The sequence below is a fragment of the Aphanizomenon sp. CS-733/32 genome (assembly GCF_028330045.1).
In the GTDB taxonomy this organism is placed as follows: domain Bacteria; phylum Cyanobacteriota; class Cyanobacteriia; order Cyanobacteriales; family Nostocaceae; genus Dolichospermum; species Dolichospermum gracile.
This window is the reverse complement of record NZ_JAQMSE010000228.1, coordinates 35,007-55,053: the sequence shown is the minus strand read 5'-3', so window position 1 is coordinate 55,053 and position 20,047 is coordinate 35,007. Positions and strand designations below refer to the sequence as shown.

Sequence of the window (20,047 nt, the reverse complement as noted above, 5' to 3'; positions counted from 1 at the left end):
TTTTGAACTTTATCATCTAGAGTAACGCTTTTTGGCATAGGACTTACCCAAGTTTCACACTAAAAATCTGTTGTCGGGTACTAATCTTAGCACTATTGACTTTTAGACTCAGTTGGTGATGTAGTCGCAGGTTCTAGTGATGCGGGAGACTCTGCTGGCGGTGAATCAACAGACTTTTGACGACGACGGAGGACTTCTGTTAAGCGTCTCTGACTTTTTTGCACCCTTTCGGTTCTATCTTCGTCCGATTGATTACTCGTGTCAGATTTTACGGGCTGAACTGAACGGCGACGGGCTGGAGATTCTTCTGTTTGCTTGGGTTGTTCAGGTTCAATAGACTGACGGGGTAGTGAAACTGGTTTACTTTTGGAGGGTGCAGATTCTTGTCTCTGTCTAGTTATATTTTCGGATGGAATATCGGTAATAATAACATTCGTTTTTCTGCGATTGCGTTGACGTGATTCTATCGAAGTGGAAGCAGCAGCTTCTTGTTCCGGTTTTTTATTAATGGCTTCCCGCTGTTTTTCTATTTGGCGTTCTTGAAGTTTACGGTGACGCTGTGATCCTTTAATAGCAAAGTTAACCGAGGCTCTTACTCCTTCTCTTCCTGCTTCTGTAGGCGTTAATTTCCACTCTTGAGCAGCTTTTTGAGCAGCTTCATCTAGTTCACTATCACCACTGGAACGGATTAACCGTACTCTAGTAACATTACCTTTATTATCTGTGTCAATAGCAACTTCTGGAGTTCCTTCTGCACCTCGCCGTCTGGCTCTCTCTGGATACTTAGTTTCACACCGTAGACAATCCGCACGATTTAATTTAGAACTGTTTTCGATGGGAGGTTTGGGTGCGGTAGCTACTGGCGTATTTTCTGGCTTTGCTGTGTTTCCCACACCATTACCGGAATTGTTTCCCACACCATTACCAGAATTATTTCCCACACCATTACCGGAATCTTTACCTAAAATATTTCTCCAGCGCTGATTTCCTAAATTACTGAAAATCTTTTTATTCTGCGAAACAGGTGTAAAATTCGTGGAGTTACTGGGGATATTATTAGAACTAGTATTGGGTTGAGTTTCTGGCTTTAATAATGGGATTTCTGTAGGTTTAGTTTCTGATTGAGGTTGAGTAGATGCTAGAGTATTGGAATTTTCATCTAATTTTGGAATTGGTTTAGTTTCTGTGGGGATTGGTGCTATTGTCGGTTCAGGATTTGTGTTGGCTATGGGGGTATTTTTTACAGGATTTGGTATGATTGCGGTTTGAGGAGGCGTGAGTATTGGGGATTGTTTACCAAGAAGATTGTTATTGGCTGTTGGTTGAGAATGTTTGCTTACAGGTGCAACAGAAGATTTAATTTTACTAATAGTTATTTTTTTAGGTATGGAAATTTCGCCACCTTCATTACCACCACCAGAATTTGTTTTTGGTTGGGATTTTATCTCTACTGGTGGTTGGATTGGTTTCTGAGGGAGAGTCTCCAAAATCGTCAATTCAATTGGTTCACTTATAACTTCAGGTACTTTCAAGAAAAACTTATTAATAGCTAAAGCTAGTAGTCCAGTATGTAATGCTAATGAGCCAATAAAACTAAAAACCAGGAAAGTTTTTAAGGCTTCAGCCTCTTTTTCGCGCTGTTCTATAGTGATGCTTGATAAACTCATATTTTATGATTAGTTATGAATAATATGACAGTTATTACGCTTGATGAAACACAATCTAGGGCGGGGAAACCCCGCCCCTACAGGCTTTGCGGGTTGCTGACTGTATCTCACAAAGAGTGAATACTGCTATAACTATAGGAATAATAAGCGAAAAGCCCCGCACATTGTTAAGCCATCAAGTTAGTACTTTTTGTAGTTATTCACTCCCCCCCTCTAAAATTATCGGAACCCTTGATCTCTCGTTAAAGATGGGGGGAGTGTGAACAGTTACTACCTTTTTGGCCAGCCTTTATCAGCTTGTTGTAGGACATAAGCAGCTACATTTTCTATTTGTTCTGCTTTTAATCTCTTACCAAAGGCTGGCATTGCGCCTTTACCCTTAGTAACTTGAGCAATAATTTTTTCAGCCGAGTACATATCGTACTTTTCTAAAGCCTCTTTCTTCAAGGTTTTCGCGCGATTAACTATATTACCACCCCCTATGTGACACTGAGCGCAATTAGCCTTAAATATTGCCGCGCCACTAGCAGCGTCCGCGGCGAAAGCGGGACTACTGAAGGTAAAGGTAAAGATAGCTACGCCTAGCAATAATACTGAGATGATCTTTTTCATGTGGTGTTTTCTCTACAACAATGTCTGAATCCGTGCAAGTATCCTCTATAATTCTCATTTAATTTTGTGGGATTAGTCAAACGACAAGCTGTCAAACTTGGTTCTCAATTATGGGAAATTGGCGATTAATTGATTGATAGCTTGAGGGTTTAGGCTGAAGGTAAATTTATGTGAATTTAAATTTACAATTAGCAAAAGGAAATTAATTATGAAACATAAAAGGTAAACTGTTCGGATTCCTCCTTGATTTTTTAAACTTCATTTTTGATTTGCTAATCTAGGAATATCCTTTTCGGTGACACGACAAATCCGCCAATCGTCTAAAATGTCTGCGCCCATATTCCGGTAAAATGCTTGGGCTGACACATTCCAATCTAAAACGCTCCACTCTAAGCGCCCACAATCCCTTTCTAAAGCTATTTGGGCTACCTTTGCCAAAAGTGCTTTACCAATACCTTGGCGGCGATATTCTGGCAAAACAAAGAGATCTTCCAGGTAAAGTCCTGGCTTGGTGAGAAATGTTGAATAATTATGAAAAAATATAGCAAAACCTACAGTTTGACCTTGAGATTCAGCTAAGATTGCGTCTACATATTTTGGCGAACCAAATAAATGATCTTTGAGGGCTTCAGCATTACCAATCACAGCATCGGATAGTTTTTCATATTTTGCAAGTCCTTGAATTAATGCAAATAAGGTATGAGCATCACTGGGTTGGGCAAAACGGATGATTAAATTAGTCATTGGTCATTGGTCATTGGTCATTAGTTTACAGTTTATACTTAAGAGGTTTAATTTTTTAACAACTAACAACTGACTAATGACTAATGACTAATGACTAACAACTTATACTAACCAGCCTTTTAACCGTTTGGCTATGTGGGGGCGACGTAACTTTCGCATGGCTTTACTTTGGATTTGACGAACTCGTTCGCGGGAAAGGTTAAACATATTACCCACTTCTTCGAGAGTGCAGGGTTCGCTGCTGGTGAGTCCATAGCGGAGGGAAATAACATCTTTCTCTCGTGGAGTGAGTACGTCTCCTAGAACTTCCCAAATTTCCTGACGCATCATATTTTCGTTCATTTTTGCTTCGGGAGATTGGTTGTCTTCATCTTCTAGCAAGTCCATTAATTCTGTGTCTTCTTCTTTACCGACACGGTGGTTAAGGGACAGTGCTTGTCGTCGAAGTTGTTGCAGTTGACGCAGTTGGTGAACCGTAATTTCCAAAGATTCGGCCATTTCGGCTTCCGTTGGGTTACGAGAGAGTTTTTGTTTGAGTTCCCGTTGGGCTTTTTTTAGTTTATTAAGTTTCTCAACAATATGGATTGGTAAGCGAATAGTTCGGGCATCATTAGCGATCGCTCTGGTAATTGCTTGTCTAATCCACCAATAAGCATAAGTAGAAAACTTATATCCTTTATCGGGATCAAATTTTTCAGAAGCGCGGTTTAAACCCATTGCTCCTTCCTGAATCAAATCGAGAAAAGGGACACCACGATTTAAATATCGTTTAGCAATAGATACAACTAACCGGAGATTGGAGCGAATCATTTTTCGCTTGGCGACTCTACCTTGATACAAGCGGCTGTCCAGTTGTTTTTCTGTCATTTCTAATTTTGAAGCCACCTGAACCTTACTAGGGTGCGTTCCTAGTTCCAATTCCAATGCTGCTTGCAATTCTTTGACTTCTTCCAAAAATCTCACTCGTCTGGCTAATTCCACTTCTTCATCAGGTTTGAGTAGTGGATAACGCGCCATTTCCTTAAAAAATGCACCGACCGCATCATCATTTTCGGTTTTATTATATCCCGAAGGACGGGCTGCGGCCATGTCATCGCCATTGCGTTCTTCTGATTCCAAGTTTTCGACAATTGCAGTATCTTCATATACTACCTGATCTAAACTCTCGATTGATGGTTCTTCATGATCAGTAATATTCTCTAGTATTTCCATTGTTCCCAATTCAGCAAGATTCATAGTTTCCTTTAGGGATGGTTGCTTTGTTTGGTACATAATTTAATCACAACAGCCTGTTTCAGACTGGGTAGTTTTCCCTTCAGGACAAATACACCCTTTTTCTCTAGCAAAAGACTCTCTTTTTGATCATTCCTTATCTGGAAGGTAAATCAGTATTTGTCCATTATTTTTGGTTATGGCTAGATACAACCTATGATCATTACTGGTTTTAGCACCCACAAAAAACTATCTTTTTTGGCAGATATCTCGGCATATTCTTCATTCTTTTCTTAATTAGCAAATATGTCAAACCCCCTGATACTCACTTTAACAAATATCCAAAATGTGAATAAACACTCCTATATATCCATCCTAAATGATCTGTAAAAAAATCTATTGCTTGTTGCCTGTTGTCTGTTTAGCACCTCCATGAATAAGCCAGGAAAGCTATATATTAAATTTTTGTGTATTTTTTGCAAAGTTTCTATGTTTGTCCGGGTTGGCAGATGAGAGTAATTGGATAAATCGCCATTTTGTTACTAGAGTTATTTCTACGAAAATCTACTAAATAATCCAAAATACAAAAATAGAAACTTCCAATCCGGATAGTATTTATCGTTTAAAAGCATCGCATATTAAAAAAATATTTAATATCTATCAATGGGTGGAAAAGCTCTATGCCTGATTTCGTAGTTCAAAATGAGTTTTAATTAATAACACAATTACGGAGGAAGTTATAAATAATAATTCAACACTTAATGCGCTGATGGGATATAGATGGCATGGGTATTTAAGAGTTAGAATACTTGTGATACGAGAATTTGTCTAAAAGGTTTATCTCAGATTTATTCTATATTTTGAATCCTGACTTAATTGCCTATTACTCATAATTCCTCATTCTCTGAATGTATTTCTCAAGATAGATTTGGCAGATTGCGGACACAAGTATGTAAATCAATTTTCAAGTATTTAATACTCGGATACTAGGAGATAATTTGTCTGGTAGATTACATAAATTCCAGATTATCAAGTATTATGTGTAATTGAAGTATTGTAAAATACTATTTACAGCAGGTAAAATCAAAGGATATAGTTAGGTAAGCTTGAATAGAATTAACCAAGTCTGTAAGTAGAATATTTGTTTATAAATTGAGAAATTATGTATACTATTAGTGTAAATTCATCGGTTATAGCCGTATCCGAACCAGGAGGATTATATCAATTTCAACCAAAGTTGTCCCAATGGGTTGAAGTGCTTGTAGACTGTCCAGGATGTTCAGATTTATTTACCTATAAAATACCCGAACAGTTAGAAATCAAACCAGGGGATATTTTAAGTGTTCCTTTTGGTGCAACACAGGTAGGTGCGATCGCTATTCGCTTATTAACTCACCCACCAACAGATTTAGCAATAGAAAAAATTCGAGAAGTAGAAGATGTAGTTAGTGAAGGGTTTTTCCCTCCTGGTTATTGGATTTTGCTTAATCGTGTTGCAGCTTATTACTATACACCTCTAATTCAGGTAGTTCGCGTCGCATTACCACCGGGATTATTAGGAAGATCACAACGTCGTCTGCGGTTGACTCCCTTGGGTAGAGAAAATCTTTCTATTTACATTAGCCCTACAGCCCAGCAAGTAATCACACTTTTACAAAAAACCCCCACGGCAGACTATAGTTATCACTACATTCAACAAAAAGTTAAAGCTGCATATCGAGGTATTCGGGAATTAATCCGTTTGGGATTAGCAGAAAACTATTTAGAACCGCCACGACTTACCCAACCTAAATTACAAAAAGCTGTCACACTTCTGGATAATCATGATGACGATTTAACAACCCGTCAAAAAGAAATTGTCGAAGTTTTACGCCGACAAGGCGGGGAAATGTGGCAAAGTGAATTATTGCAACTTTGCGCTACCAGCACATCTACGCTGAAAGCCTTAGTAGATAAAGGATATATAGTCATTGAAGACAGAGAAATATTACGTCGAGAACAAGGACCAACAGTAGCCGGAGATTGGGCGAAATCCTTAACACCAGACCAAAATAACGCCTTAGAAACAATTAATTCCTTAACTGGATTTACTCAAGTATTGTTACATGGGGTGACAGGTTCAGGAAAAACAGAAGTATATTTACAAGCCATATCACCGTTACTCGCCCAAGGAAAATCCGCCCTGGTTTTAGTTCCTGAAATCGGACTTACTCCCCAACTTACAGACAGATTCCGCGCCAGATTTGGAAACAAAGTCCACGTTTACCACAGCGCCCTTTCCGACGGTGAACGTTACGACACTTGGCGACAAATGCTCACAGGAGAGCCGCAAATCATCATTGGGACTCGCAGCGCCATTTTCGCCCCTTTACCCAATCTAGGCTTAATTATCCTGGACGAAGAACACGATAGCAGCTTTAAACAAGATTCCCCCATTCCTACTTACCACGCCCGCACTGTCGCCCAATGGCGAGCCGAATTAGAACATTGTCCCCTCATTTTAGGTTCAGCAACTCCTTCTTTAGAAAGTTGGGTAAGTAGAAATCATCAATATTTATCATTACCAGAACGGATTAACTCGCGGCCATTACCACCTGTGGAAACAGTGGATATGCGTCAAGAGTTAAAAGAGGGAAATCGGTCTATTTTTAGTAGGAAGTTGCAAAATGCACTGCAACAATTGGAAGAAAAACAACAACAGGGAATATTATTTATTCATCGGCGGGGACATAGTACCTTTGTCTCTTGTCGCAGTTGTGGTTATGTATTGGAATGTCCCCATTGTGATGTTTCCCTAGCTTATCATCATGTGGAAGCGGGAGCGCCGGAATTATTGCGTTGTCATTATTGTAATTATGGGCGTCTACATCCTCCCCATTGTCCCGAATGCAGTTCCCCTTATTTAAAGTTTTTCGGAAGCGGTACTCAACGGGTAGCGCAGGAATTAACTAAACAATTTCCCAATTTGAAAATAATTCGCTTTGATAGCGACACCACTACGAAAAAAGGTTCGCACCGTGAACTCCTAACTAGATTTGCTAACGGTGAAGCGCATTTATTAGTGGGAACACAAATGTTAACTAAAGGGTTAGATTTACCCCAAGTTACCCTTGTGGGTGTCGTCGCTGCGGATGGATTATTGCATTTATCTGATTACCGCGCCAATGAACGCACATTTCAAACTCTGACTCAAGTTGCAGGAAGGGCAGGAAGAGGGGATGATCCAGGTAGGGTAATTGTCCAAACCTATACTCCAGAACATCCGATTATTGAAGCTGTGCAAAAGCACGATTATCAATCTTTTTGTGATGCAGAGTTAGTACAAAGACAAGCTTTGAATTATCCTCCCTATGGAAGATTAATTTTATTGCGGTTAAGTAGTTTAGATCCGATTCAAGTCCAAAATACAGCCCAAATCATTGCTACATTTTTAAGCAGTAAAGAAGGATTTGAGATATTAGGACCTGCACCTGCTAGTATTTTACGAGTAGCTAACCGTTATCGCTGGCAAATATTACTCAAGTTTGCTCCTGATGCTTTACCTAATTTACCAGATTGGCCAGAGGTGCGATCGCTTTCTCCCGCTTCTGTGAGTTTAACAATTGATGTAGATCCCATTAATATTATGTAGTCGCGGAAAATAAATTATTGTCTGAATCAGGATTGACAGGATTTAATGCTACTCCAACTCACATAAGACGTAATATGCAACTTACCAACAGTATCGCTTATCTTTTAGTATCCCATGGGGGTCGTGATCCTCGTCCAGATCTGGCTATGCAGCAATTAGCTAGGCTGTTAAGAGAGATATTACCCCCGGGTGAAAATTTCATAGAAGTTGCTACCCTAGAGGCAAATATCCAACCTTTACATTTGCAAATTCAAGATTTTGCTAATCGCGTTCAAGCTTTTGGCTGTAAGAAGCTGCAAATTATTCCCCTATTTTTGTTACCGGGATTCCATGTCATGACTGATATTCCCGCAGAAATCGCCCTGGTAGAACAGGTGATAAATAAAGGCATGATCATAGAATTGCGCCCTTATATTGGTAGTTATCCTGGGTTAGAAAAGTTTTTTGCTAAAATGATGATGACAGTTAAAGCAGATATAGCAATTATTTTAGCTCATGGTAGCCGCCGTGCTGGTTCTCATACCTCTGTGGAAAGTCTAGCAGCTAGTGTCGGCGCAGTTACAGCCTATTGGTCTGTGCCTCCGAGTTTAGACACAAGAGTACAGGAATTAATTACTGCTGGTTATAGACAAATTGCGATTTTTCCCTATTTTTTATTTACAGGTGGGATAACTGATGCGATCGCACAAGCAGTAGAAACGCTAAAATTACAATTTCCGTCAGTCAGTTTTCAACTCGCACCACCTTTGGGAACAAGTCGAGAATTTGCTGATTTAATTGAGAATTTCATCACAGAAGAGGAAAAAGTTGTTGGGTAAAGTCTATTTAGTCGGCGCTGGTCCTGGAGATCCTGGACTCATGACTCTCAAAGGCAAAGGTTTATTAGCTTGTGCAGATGTGGTTATTTATGACGCTTTGGTGAGTCCAGAAGTGCTGGAAATGATCAATCCCCAAGCTGAACAAATCAACGCGGGTAAACGCATGGGTAGACATTCACTGTTACAAGAATTTACTACCCAATTACTGATTGAAAAAGCCGCAAATCAGGCCATAGTTGTTCGCCTCAAAGGTGGTGATCCTTTTATCTTTGGTCGTGGTGGGGAAGAAATGGCGGAATTAATAGCCGCAGGTATCCAGGTAGAAGTTGTCCCCGGAATTACATCAGGAATCGCCGCAGCGGCCTATGCTGGTATACCCTTAACCCATCGGCTTTATAGTTCTTCTGTTACTTTTGTAACTGGACATGAATCCGCTGGTAAGTATAAACCCCAGGTAGACTGGCAAGCCATAGCTCACGGCTCGGAAACTATAGTAATTTATATGGGCATTCACAATTTACCCTACATTATTGAACAGTTTACTCTAGCTGGATTGAGTTCAGATACACCTATTGCTTTAATTCGCTGGGGAACTCGGCCAGAACAGGAAGAATTAATTGGTGAATTGGGGACAATTGTCGAACAAGTGGAAGCCAAGGGATTTCTTGCACCGGCAATAGCTGTAATTGGTGCAGTCGTTAAAATGCACGGTATATTATCTGATTCTGTACAGGAGAAAAAATGATAAACTAGTACACTGCGGCGTAAATAAACCAACCATTCTTAATCGTCAAAAAGCTTACTCAGTATTACTTTTGACCTTTGACTTTTGACTTCCGCTTTCCGGTAGTAGTTTGTAAACAAAATACTTTTGACCATCCTCAAATCCTGAGCATCCTGATTCAGACAAAATGCAATTTCTGAAAATGTAGATTAATTTTAATAAAACATCCTGTACATCCTCAAATCCTGGACATCCTGATTCAGACAGATTTGGTATAATTAACATGAGCATTCACTAACTGAGTTAACTATGAAAACACTAGACATAAAAGTAACTATAACAAATGATGGCAAATTATTAGTCAATTCTCCTGTAGATATGCCAATGGGAGAATATAACGCTGTGATTGTCTTAGAAGATCGCCCAATTAAACATCATCTGCCAACTTCTGTACAAAATGCTCAGGCTATTTTTAGAAAATATATTCCTGTTAATAGAAAACTTTCTGAAGAATTAATTCAGGAACGAAAAGAGGAAAGTTTAAATGAGTGAAGTTGTTGTAGATGCTTCTGCTATTTTAGCTTTACTCAATGAAGAAACTGGTAGCGAAGAAGTTTTAAAGTTTATTGGTAAAGCTGCAATTAGTACAGTGAATTTATCCGAAGCTATAGCAAAATTAGCAGATGCAGGAATCCCGGAAGAAGATATTAGACAGATTCTTTCTAATCTCAATCTTGAAGTTATTGATTTTAATGAAAAACAAGCCTTAAGAGCGGGAATGTTGCGCCCAAATACTAAATCAATCGGGCTTTCATTTGGTGATAGGGCTTGTTTAGCATTAGGTATTATTCTTAATCAGCCTGTTCTCACAACTGATCGGTTGTGGGGTAGTATTAATGTGGGGGTTGAAGTTATAGTAGTGCGTTAGGCATTAATGAGAGGAAATAATCATTTAAGCATGATTATTGACAATAATTTTGGCTCTTCGGTAATTGTTACGAACTTCAAGGATTGCCTTTAGAACTTTGCTTACACTCTCATCTAGACTTTCATGATCTGTCTTGCATTCAACTTCTGGGTCAATTGGTGGTTCATAGGGATCATTAACTCCTGTGAAGTTTTTAATTTCCCCTGATCTAGCTTTTTTATATAAACCCTTGACATCTCGTTGCTCACAAACATCTAACGGAGTATTGACATAAACCTCAATGAAATTACCAATTTTCTGCCGAACTTCATTACGGATATCTCGGTAGGGAGAAATGGCTGCAACCAAAACAATTACACCATTGCGAGTCAATAATTGGGCAACAAAACCTATGCGACGAATATTTTCGTCTCTATCTTCCTTGCTGAAACTTAAACCCTTCGTTAAGTTCTGGCGGACAATATCGCCATCAAGAACTTCAACTTTATCGCCCTGTTCCAGAAGCTTTTGCTCTACATCTCTACAAATGGTAGTTTTACCCGCTCCACTTAAACCAGTAAACCAAACAGTCACACCTGATTGTTGCATTTTTATGGGTTTGAATTCTAAATCTTAATCAATGCCTTGCTCAAAAAAAGAGTATGAAAAGAGGGCTGATGTAGTAAAGTTTATGCAACATTTATTTACAATGTGTCCCAAATTGCAGCTATCTCGACTTTACCCTCTGTAGGCTATATGACAAAGCAGAGGGATATTTTAAGGTAACACTCTATCTCCTAGAGTGGTTATGCTAAAATAATTAATATAAATAAAATAGAAGATGAATACATTCTAATTGTATGTAGCAATTATGCACTCTAGTCGAAAACCAAAATATTGGCAGGATCGTATTTAATTGATTTCTAAATTTTCACACAATATGATGAAAGATTATTTTCAGCAAATCTCCTTGGGAAAAGGGTTTTTCTAAATAACCATTAGCTCTCACCAACTTAGCTTTTGCTCTATCTCTTAATCCCATTCTTTCAGTCATCAAAATCACAGGAATATTTTGATAATGCGAGTGTTTTCGTAATAAAGAACAAATTTCATAGCCATCTAAATTAGGCATTTCTACATTTAATAAAATCATATCTGGCTGTACCCGTAGAATCTCTATTAAAGCTTGGGAAGAATCCATAAATTTCAGCACAGAAAATATTTGCTCATCTAAAAAATCTTCCACAGCATTTAATATGCTATAATCATTGTCCACACCCAAAATACTATATTTCTTCCTCTCCTTAACTTCTGAGTTTATCGGCTGCTGTATATGTGGTTGAGGATCAACTTGATCAAAATTACTTTTAGATAATTGTTCTTGATAGGTACTAGGTGACGGGGACTGATGATGATTTTCCAAATTCAAATTTTCCTGAACATCAACCTTAATCTCTGATTGACATTTTTCTACTAAAGTTCTTAAATTCAAATGACAAAATTTAGGAAGATTATCTAAAAAAGTATGGGGAACAAATTCATAACTGCCATATTCTAAATTCAGTAATGATTCTAAAACCTCCAAAGCTAATTGTTCAATCAACAAAGCAGCCTGATAGTGACTGAGATATTTTTGATTAACTAACCAACAAATTGCTAAATAATCTGGATTGGGAATTGACTGATTTTCAACATCTTTTTCAAATATCATCCGCACCTGTTCATTAATACCTAAAGGCAGAGTAGAAATTTGTTGGCTTAATCTCTGTAAATTGCGATAAAGAGGTTCAAACATTTCCTCTGAATAACTAGCGTAAATTAACTTACCCTGATCCATGTATATTGACCATGCACCCGACTCACTAAATACCTGCAAACAACCAGTAAAAGAGTTATTAGTAATCTTTTTGAATAAGCTAATTGGCTGGATATTTTGAAAAAATCTATATCTACTAATAGGAATTATGTTCATATTCTGAGATTGATCATTAAAATTTTCTCTCATGATCATTTAATTACTGGATTTTACAAAGGTTGTGAATTATAATTCTTCAATTATTACTTTTAGGTTACTATAGATTTTTTAGAGAAATAAAAAAGTATCTTAAAATAAGATGAAAAAATCAAGTACAGAGGTTCTCCTAGAACATTTTGAATCTCAATGTTTCTTAAAACACCCCACATTTAATCGTGTCTGCAATTAATAATATCCAAGTTAGCGAAAATAGCGATCGCCTAGACCGCTACTTATCCCAAGCCTTATCAGATTTATCCCGTTCTCGGATCCAGCAGTTAATAGAACAGGGTCATGTTCAAGTTAATGGCAAAATTTGCACATCTAAAAAGATTAACCTGAAAACAGGCGATCGCATTACCCTGGAAATTCCCACAATCCAACCTTTAGAAGTAATCGCAGAGAATATTCCCTTAGATATTCTTTATGAAGACGACGAACTTATCATTCTCAATAAACCCGCAGGTTTAGTAGTCCACCCCGCACCCGGACATCCTGACGGGACTCTAGTTAATGCCATATTGGCACACTGTCCCAACTTACCAGGAATCGGTGGCGTGCAACGTCCAGGCATAGTCCATCGTTTAGACAAAGATACAACAGGAGCAATTGCGATCGCCAAAACAGACCTAGCCTATCAGCACCTCCAAGCGCAACTACAAGCAAAAACCGCCAGAAGAGAATATTTAGGCTTAATTTACGGTGTCCCCAAAACAGAAACCGGCACCATCAACCTACCCATAGGTCGCAATCCCCAAGATCGCAAAAAAATGGCTATTCTTGCCGTAGAAGATGGTGGACGCAATGCTATCACTCATTGGTGTGTAAGGGAACGCTTCGGCAACTACACTTTAATTCACTTCCAACTAGAAACAGGACGTACCCATCAAATTCGCGTCCACAGCGCCAAAATGGGTCATCCCATCGTCGGCGACCCCATTTATAGTTCAGGTCATTCCCTGGGTGTAAATTTGCCGGGACAAGCATTACACGCTTGGAAACTTCAGTTACAACATCCCGTTTCTGGCGATTTAGTCGCAGTCACAGCACCCCTTCCCCGCAGCTTAACAACTTTACTGGAAGTTCTGCGCCGTCGTAGTGGTATTTGTTAAGAATTTTTAAAAAAATAGCCATTTAGTCTCATTTTGTGAATGCCACCTTTGGGAAAAATTATATCCCCCCTGGGGGGAAAAACAGGAAAATTTCCCAAATATTTAGAAATGTAAATTTAACACTCCTTAACAAAACTCATAAAACTTTTACAGGAAACAAAAAGGCTGTAATGTAATTACATCAAGAGTTTCCAGCAAAGTTAAAACAATCTTTAACCGCCAAGTATTGCGATTTTTTGCAAAAAATGTAAACTTGTGTAACGTAAATATAAGATTTTTCTCAGGCACACCCCTTATCCAGGAAGGATTTGAGCCTTATCTTAAGTTACGATCTCATTTATTCATAATTTGTAACGAATAAAGACTCTATAGCATTGTATAAACATAAACTGTAGGGGTTAAACAACAGAGGAAAGTTGAAAAAAGCAGGCAATTCATCAAGTTTGCCAGTTTCTCATAAAATTCTCCTTGACTCTCATAATTTCTGGTTTGTAAACTGTAAACTAGTAGATGAGAAGACAAACTGAGAGACGCTTTGATTTGACTCCGTTGTGAACAAATCCAAATTAGTTTTAATTTAGACATCTCTCAACTAAGTAATTTAGGAGATTAGAGTCCATGACATTAGATGTATTTTCCAAGGTTGTTTCCCAAGCTGACGCTAGAGGCGAATTCCTCAGCACCGAACAACTAGATGCTTTAAGTGCAGTTGTAGCTTCTGGCAACAAGCGTTTAGATGCTGTTAACCGGATCACAAGCAACGCTTCCACAATCGTTACCAACGCTGCTCGTTCTTTGTTTGAAGAACAGCCTCAATTGATTGCTCCCGGTGGTAATGCTTACACCAACCGTCGTAACGCTGCTTGTTTGCGTGACATGGAAATCATTTTACGCTATGTTACCTACGCTGCGATCGCAGGTGACGCTAGTGTTCTTGATGACCGTTGCTTGAACGGCTTGCGCGAAACATACCAAGCTTTGGGTACTCCTGGTAGCTCTGTAGCAGTTGGTGTTGGCAAAATGAAAGAAGCAGCGATCGCTATTGTTAACGATCCTAACGGTATCACCAAAGGTGATTGCAGTTCTTTGGTTTCCGAATTAGCAAGCTACTTCGACCGTGCTGCGGCTGCTGTTGCTTAATAATTCACTACAAATTAGCTCGAACCTGAATTGAGCTTTTCCCATAGTCTGCATGGCCTAGCCATACAAAAAAAGCAAGAAACTATCTAGGAGATTTTCACCAATGAAAACACCAATTACCGAAGCAATCGCATCTGCTGATACCCAAGGACGCTTTTTAAGCAATACCGAATTACAAGCAGTTAACGGTCGTCTAGTTCGTGCTGCTGCCAGCATGGAAGCCGCTCGTGGTTTAACAGCTAACGCTCAAAAATTGATTGACGGTGCTACCAGTGCTGTATACAGCAAATTCCCTTACACCACCTCTACACAAGGCAATCAATTCGCATTTGATCCTCGTGGTAAAGCTAAGTGCGCTCGTGACGTTGGTCACTACCTCCGCATCATCACCTACAGCTTAGTTGCTGGTGGTACAGGTCCTTTGGACGAGTTCTTGATTGCTGGTTTAGCTGAAGTTAACGCCGCATTTGACTTGTCTCCTAGCTGGTACGTAGAAGCTTTAAAATCCATCAAAGCTAATCATGGTTTGAGTGGTCAAGCTGCTAACGAAGCTAACACCTACATTGACTACGCAATCAACGCTCTTAGCTAGATAGCGTCATGCCCGGAGAGGGATACAATTGTTAGATGGATTTACCCCTAAAGGGGTTCACCAGTCGTTCATGGGGAGTCACTGCGTAAGTTGGAAAATATTCCGACTGGGAATTGAGTGGCGTTAAGACCATACATGATCACTCTGGTTCACCTAGCAATTGGATCTAGCTCCGGGCATAGTTTTATGTACAAATAAAATAGGTCAAGAGGTAAGAGGTAAGAGGTAAGAGGCAAGAGGCAAGAGGCAAGAGGCAAATCCTACTGACCACTGACCACTAACCACTGACCACTAACCACTAACCACTAACCACTGACCACTGACCACTAACCAGTGACCACTGACCACTAACCAAGCTTTATTCAGCCAAAATTCGGCACAATAAAGGGGAAAAATATGGCAATTACAACAGCAGCATCCAGATTGGGGACAGAGCCTTTTAGCGACGCACGCAGAGTTGAACTGCGCCCCAACGCCAGCCGAGAAGAAGTCGAATTAGTAATTCGTGCCGTTTATCGGCAAGTTTTAGGAAATGACTATATATTGGCATCAGATCGCTTAATCAGTGCAGAATCACTATTACGCGATCGCAACTTAAGCGTGCGCGAGTTTGTCCGCAGCGTTGCTAAATCAGAACTCTACAAAGCTAAATTCTTCTACAACAGTTTCCAAACTCGGTTAATTGAACTCAACTATAAACATTTGTTGGGTCGCGCACCATACAATGAGTCCGAAGTCACTTACCACTTAGACTTATATATTAACCAAGGTTACGACGCGGAAATTGACTCCTACATTGATTCTGAAGAATATCAAAATAGCTTTGGGGAAAATGTTGTTCCCTACTATCGTGGTTTTGATTTCCAAACAGGACAAAGTGCAGCCGGATTTACTCGGATGTTTCGTTTATACCGAGGTTATGCCAACAGCGATACTGCTCAAGTTGAAGGTTCTAAATCTCGTTTAGCGCGGGAATTAGCTAGTAATCAGACCTCATCAGTAGTTGGACCATCTGGCAGTAATGAAAACTGGGGTTTCCGTGTATCTGCGGATAACGCTCCTAAGCAAAACTTGGGTAATGCCGTAGGAGAATCAAATCGTACCTACCGAGTTGAAGTTACAGGCATCCGCAATCCAGGATACCCCAGCGTGCGCCGTAGCAGCACAGTATTTATTGTACCTTACGAGCGCCTCCTAGACAAAATGCAGCAAATTCATCGAGTTGGCGGCAAAATTGTCAGCGTAATTTCCACCTAAGATCCGGTGCTGTTCACCGACAAAACTCATCATAGGAGATATAGAAGTAATGTTCGGTCAAACCACACTTGGTGCTAGTAGCGTTTCCTCATCTGCAAGCCGCGTATTTCGTTACGAAGTTATCGGCTTAAAGCAAAACGAAGAAAGCGACAAAAATAAATTCGACATTCGCCGCAGTGGTAGCGTGTTTATTACCGTACCCTACAGCCGCATGAATGAAGAAATGCAGCGGATTAGCCGCTTGGGTGGCAAAATCGTCAAAATTGAAACTTTGACAGTAGCAGAATAAACATAACACCCTGGCAATGATAGAACCCAGTGGAGAAGAATATTCTGTAGAGAATGCACCAAATCTCACACCAGAGATAGCAATCGCTAACCTGCAATCATCAGATTTAAGTCTCCGCTATTATGCTGCTTGGTGGTTGGGTAAGTTCCGGGTCAGTCAGCCAGAAGCCATAGACGCACTGATCAGGGCGTTAGAGGATGAATCTGACAGAACCGAACTGGGTGGTTATCCCTTACGGCGTAATGCCGCGAGGGCGCTTGGTAAATTGGGCAACCTAAAAGCCGTACCAGGTTTGATTAAGTGTTTAGAATGTAGTGATTTTTATGTCCGCGAGGCAGCAGCCCAATCTTTAGCTATGCTTCAGGATAAAACCGCATTACCAGCACTGATCAAACTGCTCGATGGGGGAGTTGACCAAGCTGTACAAGTACCTGGTTTTCCCCACCTTGCCCAGCCCTATACAGCAGTATTAGAAGCCTTAGGAGCTATGGGTGCAACTGAGGCTATTTCCCTTGTGCAGCCTTTTCTCCAGCATTCCGTTCCTCGATTGCAATGCTCCGCCGCCAGAGCCATGTACCAACTGACACAAGACTCTATTTATGGTGAGTTATTAGTGAAGACTTTGGCAACAGGTGATTTAAAAATGCGTCGCGTTGTCTTGGGGGATTTGGGAGCAATTGGGTATTTGGCAGCAGCAGAAGCGATCGCCCAAGCGCAAGTGGAAAGTAGCTTTAAACTTATTGCTTTAAAAGGATTATTAGAGTATCAACTGCCAGAACAGTCTGATACTTTTGATATATCCGCACCAGCTATCCGCATCATGAATCTCATAGATTCACTCTTGTAGGGGCGGGGTTTCCCCGCCCATAGGTGGATTTCCCCGCCCATAGGTGGGTTTCCCCGCCCATAGGTGGGTTTCCCCGCCCATAGGTGGGTTTCTTGCTACTGACAACAGAAAAATGGATGAACTAATTCGGGCTGTCACCGTAGCAGAAACACCTGACCAAATGGTGACAGCAGTTAAAAATCTGGCAGCAGCCAAAGATCCATTGGCAATTCCTACCTTAATTGCCGTCTTTGGTTATAACAATCCAGCGGCAGCCATAGTGGCAGCAGCCGGATTGACGGAGTTGGGAGAAATAGCAGTACCACAATTGCTAGACCAAATTGATGATTATAACTATGGCGCACGGGCTTATTCGATTCGCACAATAGCGGCGATCGCAGATCCCCGTGCTTTGGATATTCTCATCTCCACCGCATTGACTGACTTTGCCCCTAGCGTCCGCCGTGCTGCTGCGAAGGGATTAGGAAACATACATTGGCAGAAATTAGCACCTAATGAAGCTGAAATAGCCATTAATCGAGCCTTAGAGACACTTCTGTTGATTTGCGAAGATGCAGATTGGTCAATTCGTTATGCTGCTATTGTTGGGTTACAAGCTTTAGCAAAAGTGGCTACAGTGCGATCATCTATTTCGGCTAAATTTCAATTAATGCTGACCAACGATACTGAAAAAGCCGTTCGCGCTCGCGTTCAGTTGGCCTTGGCTTAGTAGACTGATTTATATACCATATAACAAGGTAAAAGTAAAGATGTCAATACCACTACTAGAATACGCGCCCAAGTCGCAAAACCAACGAGTAGAAGGTTATGAAGTTCCTAACGAGGACACCCCAACTATTTATCGCTTAGATCGAGCTACATCAGACCAAGATATTGATAGCATCATCTGGGCTGCATATCGCCAAATTTTCAGCGAACATTTGATTTTAGCCAGCTATAAGCAAACCGCTTTAGAATCACAACTGCGAAATCGGGCGATTACCCTCCGTGATTTTATCCGAGGTTTAGGTAAATCAGAGGTTTACCGTACCCAAGTAGCAGATACAAATTCTAACTACCGCCTAGTTGACATCACCTTAAAACGTTTCTTAGGTCGGGCTGCTTACAACAAAGACGAAGAAATTGCTTGGTCAATCGTGATTGCTACCAAAGGGTTACATGGTTTCATAGATGCTCTATTAGAATCAGAAGAGTATTTAGACAACTTTGGTGATGATGTAGTCCCTTACCAACGTCGTCGTTTTGGCTCACGCCCCTTTAACCTAGCTAACCCTCGTTATGGTACTGACTGGCGCGATACTCAAAACCTGCGTGGTTTAGCTGGTCGTTCCTACTACAGTATCCGCACATCAGGACAACTGACCACAGCAGATATCCGTCGGGCAATTCCTGCCAACTTCTTCATCATTGCTGGGTCTATTATTACCAACGAAGTTAACTACCAACGCAGTTTGGCCACAGCCCAATCTTACGTTAGTAGCGGCGATATTCCTGATACAAGCAGAGATCATCAAGAACAACCCACAGTTAAACCTGTAGCAGTTTCCTTACCTTATCGTTACATTCCTGCGATCGCTAAAAATTAGTCATTGGTTATTGGGAAACATCTTTTCTCTGTTCCCTGTTCCCTGTTCCCTAACAACTAACAAACATGGCAATACCTTTACTAGAATACAAACCCAGTTCTCAAAACCAGCGTGTTTCTGGTTATGAAGTTCCCAACGAAGATACACCCAAAATTTACCGCATCGAAGACTATGGCTTTGGTGGAGAAGTAGAAGAATTAATCTGGGCTGCTTATCGGCAACTTTTCAGTGAACACGTCATTCTCAAATTTTACCGCCCAGTTAATTTAGAATCCCAAGTAAAAAACAAAGCTATTACCGTCCGTGATTTTATTCGGGGTTTAGCAAAATCTGAAGCTTTCCAAAGTTTAGTAATTCAGAGTAACTCCAACTACAGATTAGTAGAAATTGGACTAAAACGGTTATTAGGTCGCGCACCTTATAACAAAGAGGAAGAAATCACTTGGTCAATTGTGATTGCTACCAAAGGTTGGGGCGGTTTCGTGGATGCTTTACTAGATTCTGAAGAATATCAAAGCAACTTTGGGGAAAATATCGTTCCTTACCAAAGACGACGTTATAAGGATAGACCCTTTAATTTAGTAACACCACGATACAGCGACTACTGGCGCGACCAAATCGAAGATGCTCGTTACAAATGGGGCGATATTAAAAACTTTTTGGATATGGCAAATTCCATTAAGATTAAAACAGTGACTCCCACACCAGTTAGCACTGCCAATATCCAAATTCCTAACACTACCAAGGAAACAAAATCAACAGGTATTCCTGTTTCTATTAGTCCTAGTGCTAGTTTTCCCGTGCGCTAAATAGTTTTTTAACTAGCTGGGAAATTTCAATGATCAAAGTAACAAAGTTTGCATTTTTTAAGGATTTTAATTTTAGTTATTTGGCT

The 20,047-nt window shown here is 40.2% G+C and carries 20 protein-coding genes; 14 read left to right on the top strand and 6 right to left on the bottom strand.

Going from position 1 to position 20,047, the window contains the following annotated elements; all coding sequences use genetic code 11:
* Positions 1–92: 92 nt before the first annotated feature.
* The 4 genes from PN471_RS19410 to PN471_RS19395 all read right to left on the bottom strand — a co-directional run bounded on the left by PN471_RS19410 (position 93) and on the right by PN471_RS19395 (position 4,295).
* Entirely contained in the window at positions 93–1,667 is a 1,575-nt protein-coding gene (locus PN471_RS19410) for a TonB family protein (RefSeq protein ID WP_271778238.1), read from the bottom strand.
* Between the two features lie 270 nt (positions 1,668–1,937).
* Positions 1,938–2,279, bottom strand: coding sequence for a cytochrome c6 PetJ (petJ, locus tag PN471_RS19405; RefSeq protein WP_271778237.1), 342 nt, complete (start codon positions 2,277–2,279; stop codon positions 1,938–1,940).
* Positions 2,280–2,537: 258 nt separating this feature from the next.
* The gene (locus PN471_RS19400) at positions 2,538–3,023 is read right to left on the bottom strand and encodes a GNAT family N-acetyltransferase (RefSeq protein WP_271778236.1); all 486 of its coding nucleotides are present in this window, start codon (positions 3,021–3,023) and stop codon (positions 2,538–2,540) included.
* Between the two features lie 102 nt (positions 3,024–3,125).
* Entirely contained in the window at positions 3,126–4,295 is a 1,170-nt protein-coding gene (locus tag PN471_RS19395; RefSeq protein ID WP_271778235.1) for an RpoD/SigA family RNA polymerase sigma factor, read from the bottom strand.
* A 1,102-nt stretch (positions 4,296–5,397) separates the two neighbouring features.
* Between PN471_RS19395 and priA the strand changes: the two genes are divergently transcribed.
* From priA to PN471_RS19370, 5 genes are all read left to right on the top strand, one after another.
* Entirely contained in the window at positions 5,398–7,866 is a 2,469-nt protein-coding gene (priA, locus tag PN471_RS19390; protein WP_271778234.1) for a primosomal protein N', read from the top strand.
* A 74-nt stretch (positions 7,867–7,940) separates the two neighbouring features.
* Complete coding sequence (locus tag PN471_RS19385; protein ID WP_271778233.1) at positions 7,941–8,684, top strand: sirohydrochlorin chelatase; 744 nt, start codon at positions 7,941–7,943, stop codon at positions 8,682–8,684.
* Positions 8,677–9,429, top strand: coding sequence for a uroporphyrinogen-III C-methyltransferase (gene cobA, locus PN471_RS19380; protein WP_271778232.1), 753 nt, complete (start codon positions 8,677–8,679; stop codon positions 9,427–9,429). The genes PN471_RS19385 and cobA overlap by 8 nt, the downstream gene beginning before the upstream one ends.
* Before the next feature lie 288 nt (positions 9,430–9,717).
* Complete coding sequence (locus PN471_RS19375; protein WP_271778231.1) at positions 9,718–9,960, top strand: hypothetical protein; 243 nt, start codon at positions 9,718–9,720, stop codon at positions 9,958–9,960.
* On the top strand, positions 9,953–10,336 hold the full coding sequence (locus PN471_RS19370; protein WP_271778230.1) for a type II toxin-antitoxin system VapC family toxin: 384 nt from the start codon (positions 9,953–9,955) through the stop codon (positions 10,334–10,336). The genes PN471_RS19375 and PN471_RS19370 overlap by 8 nt, the downstream gene beginning before the upstream one ends.
* 24 nt (positions 10,337–10,360) lie before the next feature.
* On the opposite strand, the gene cysC is transcribed toward PN471_RS19370, so the two are convergent.
* Positions 10,361–10,924: an adenylyl-sulfate kinase gene (gene cysC, locus PN471_RS19365; protein WP_271778229.1), complete on the bottom strand. Its 564-nt coding sequence runs from the start codon at positions 10,922–10,924 to the stop codon at positions 10,361–10,363.
* A gap of 322 nt (positions 10,925–11,246) precedes the next feature.
* Positions 11,247–12,287, bottom strand: coding sequence for a response regulator (locus tag PN471_RS19360; RefSeq protein ID WP_193899509.1), 1,041 nt, complete (start codon positions 12,285–12,287; stop codon positions 11,247–11,249).
* Positions 12,288–12,505: 218 nt separating this feature from the next.
* Between PN471_RS19360 and PN471_RS19355 the strand changes: the two genes are divergently transcribed.
* The 9 genes from PN471_RS19355 (at position 12,506) to PN471_RS19315 (ending at position 19,961) form a co-directional block, all read left to right on the top strand.
* Entirely contained in the window at positions 12,506–13,441 is a 936-nt protein-coding gene (locus PN471_RS19355; RefSeq protein ID WP_193899506.1) for an RluA family pseudouridine synthase, read from the top strand.
* Between the two features lie 618 nt (positions 13,442–14,059).
* Complete coding sequence (locus tag PN471_RS19350) at positions 14,060–14,581, top strand: phycocyanin subunit beta (RefSeq protein WP_193899504.1); 522 nt, start codon at positions 14,060–14,062, stop codon at positions 14,579–14,581.
* A 103-nt stretch (positions 14,582–14,684) separates the two neighbouring features.
* Positions 14,685–15,173, top strand: a complete 489-nt coding sequence (gene cpcA, locus PN471_RS19345) for a phycocyanin subunit alpha (protein ID WP_193899502.1) — start codon at positions 14,685–14,687, stop codon at positions 15,171–15,173.
* A 396-nt stretch (positions 15,174–15,569) separates the two neighbouring features.
* Positions 15,570–16,430: a phycobilisome linker polypeptide gene (locus tag PN471_RS19340; RefSeq protein ID WP_271778228.1), complete on the top strand. Its 861-nt coding sequence runs from the start codon at positions 15,570–15,572 to the stop codon at positions 16,428–16,430.
* A gap of 49 nt (positions 16,431–16,479) precedes the next feature.
* The gene (locus PN471_RS19335; RefSeq protein WP_193899498.1) at positions 16,480–16,719 is read left to right on the top strand and encodes a phycobilisome linker polypeptide; all 240 of its coding nucleotides are present in this window, start codon (positions 16,480–16,482) and stop codon (positions 16,717–16,719) included.
* A gap of 16 nt (positions 16,720–16,735) precedes the next feature.
* A complete protein-coding gene (locus tag PN471_RS19330) occupies positions 16,736–17,566 on the top strand; it encodes a HEAT repeat domain-containing protein (RefSeq protein WP_271778227.1) in 831 nt (276 codons plus the stop codon).
* A 112-nt stretch (positions 17,567–17,678) separates the two neighbouring features.
* On the top strand, positions 17,679–18,275 hold the full coding sequence (locus tag PN471_RS19325) for a HEAT repeat domain-containing protein (RefSeq protein WP_271778226.1): 597 nt from the start codon (positions 17,679–17,681) through the stop codon (positions 18,273–18,275).
* 40 nt (positions 18,276–18,315) lie between these two features.
* Positions 18,316–19,152: a phycobilisome rod-core linker polypeptide gene (locus PN471_RS19320; protein WP_271778225.1), complete on the top strand. Its 837-nt coding sequence runs from the start codon at positions 18,316–18,318 to the stop codon at positions 19,150–19,152.
* 65 nt (positions 19,153–19,217) lie between these two features.
* A complete protein-coding gene (locus PN471_RS19315) occupies positions 19,218–19,961 on the top strand; it encodes a phycobilisome rod-core linker polypeptide (RefSeq protein ID WP_271778224.1) in 744 nt (247 codons plus the stop codon).
* Positions 19,962–20,047: the final 86 nt, after the last annotated feature.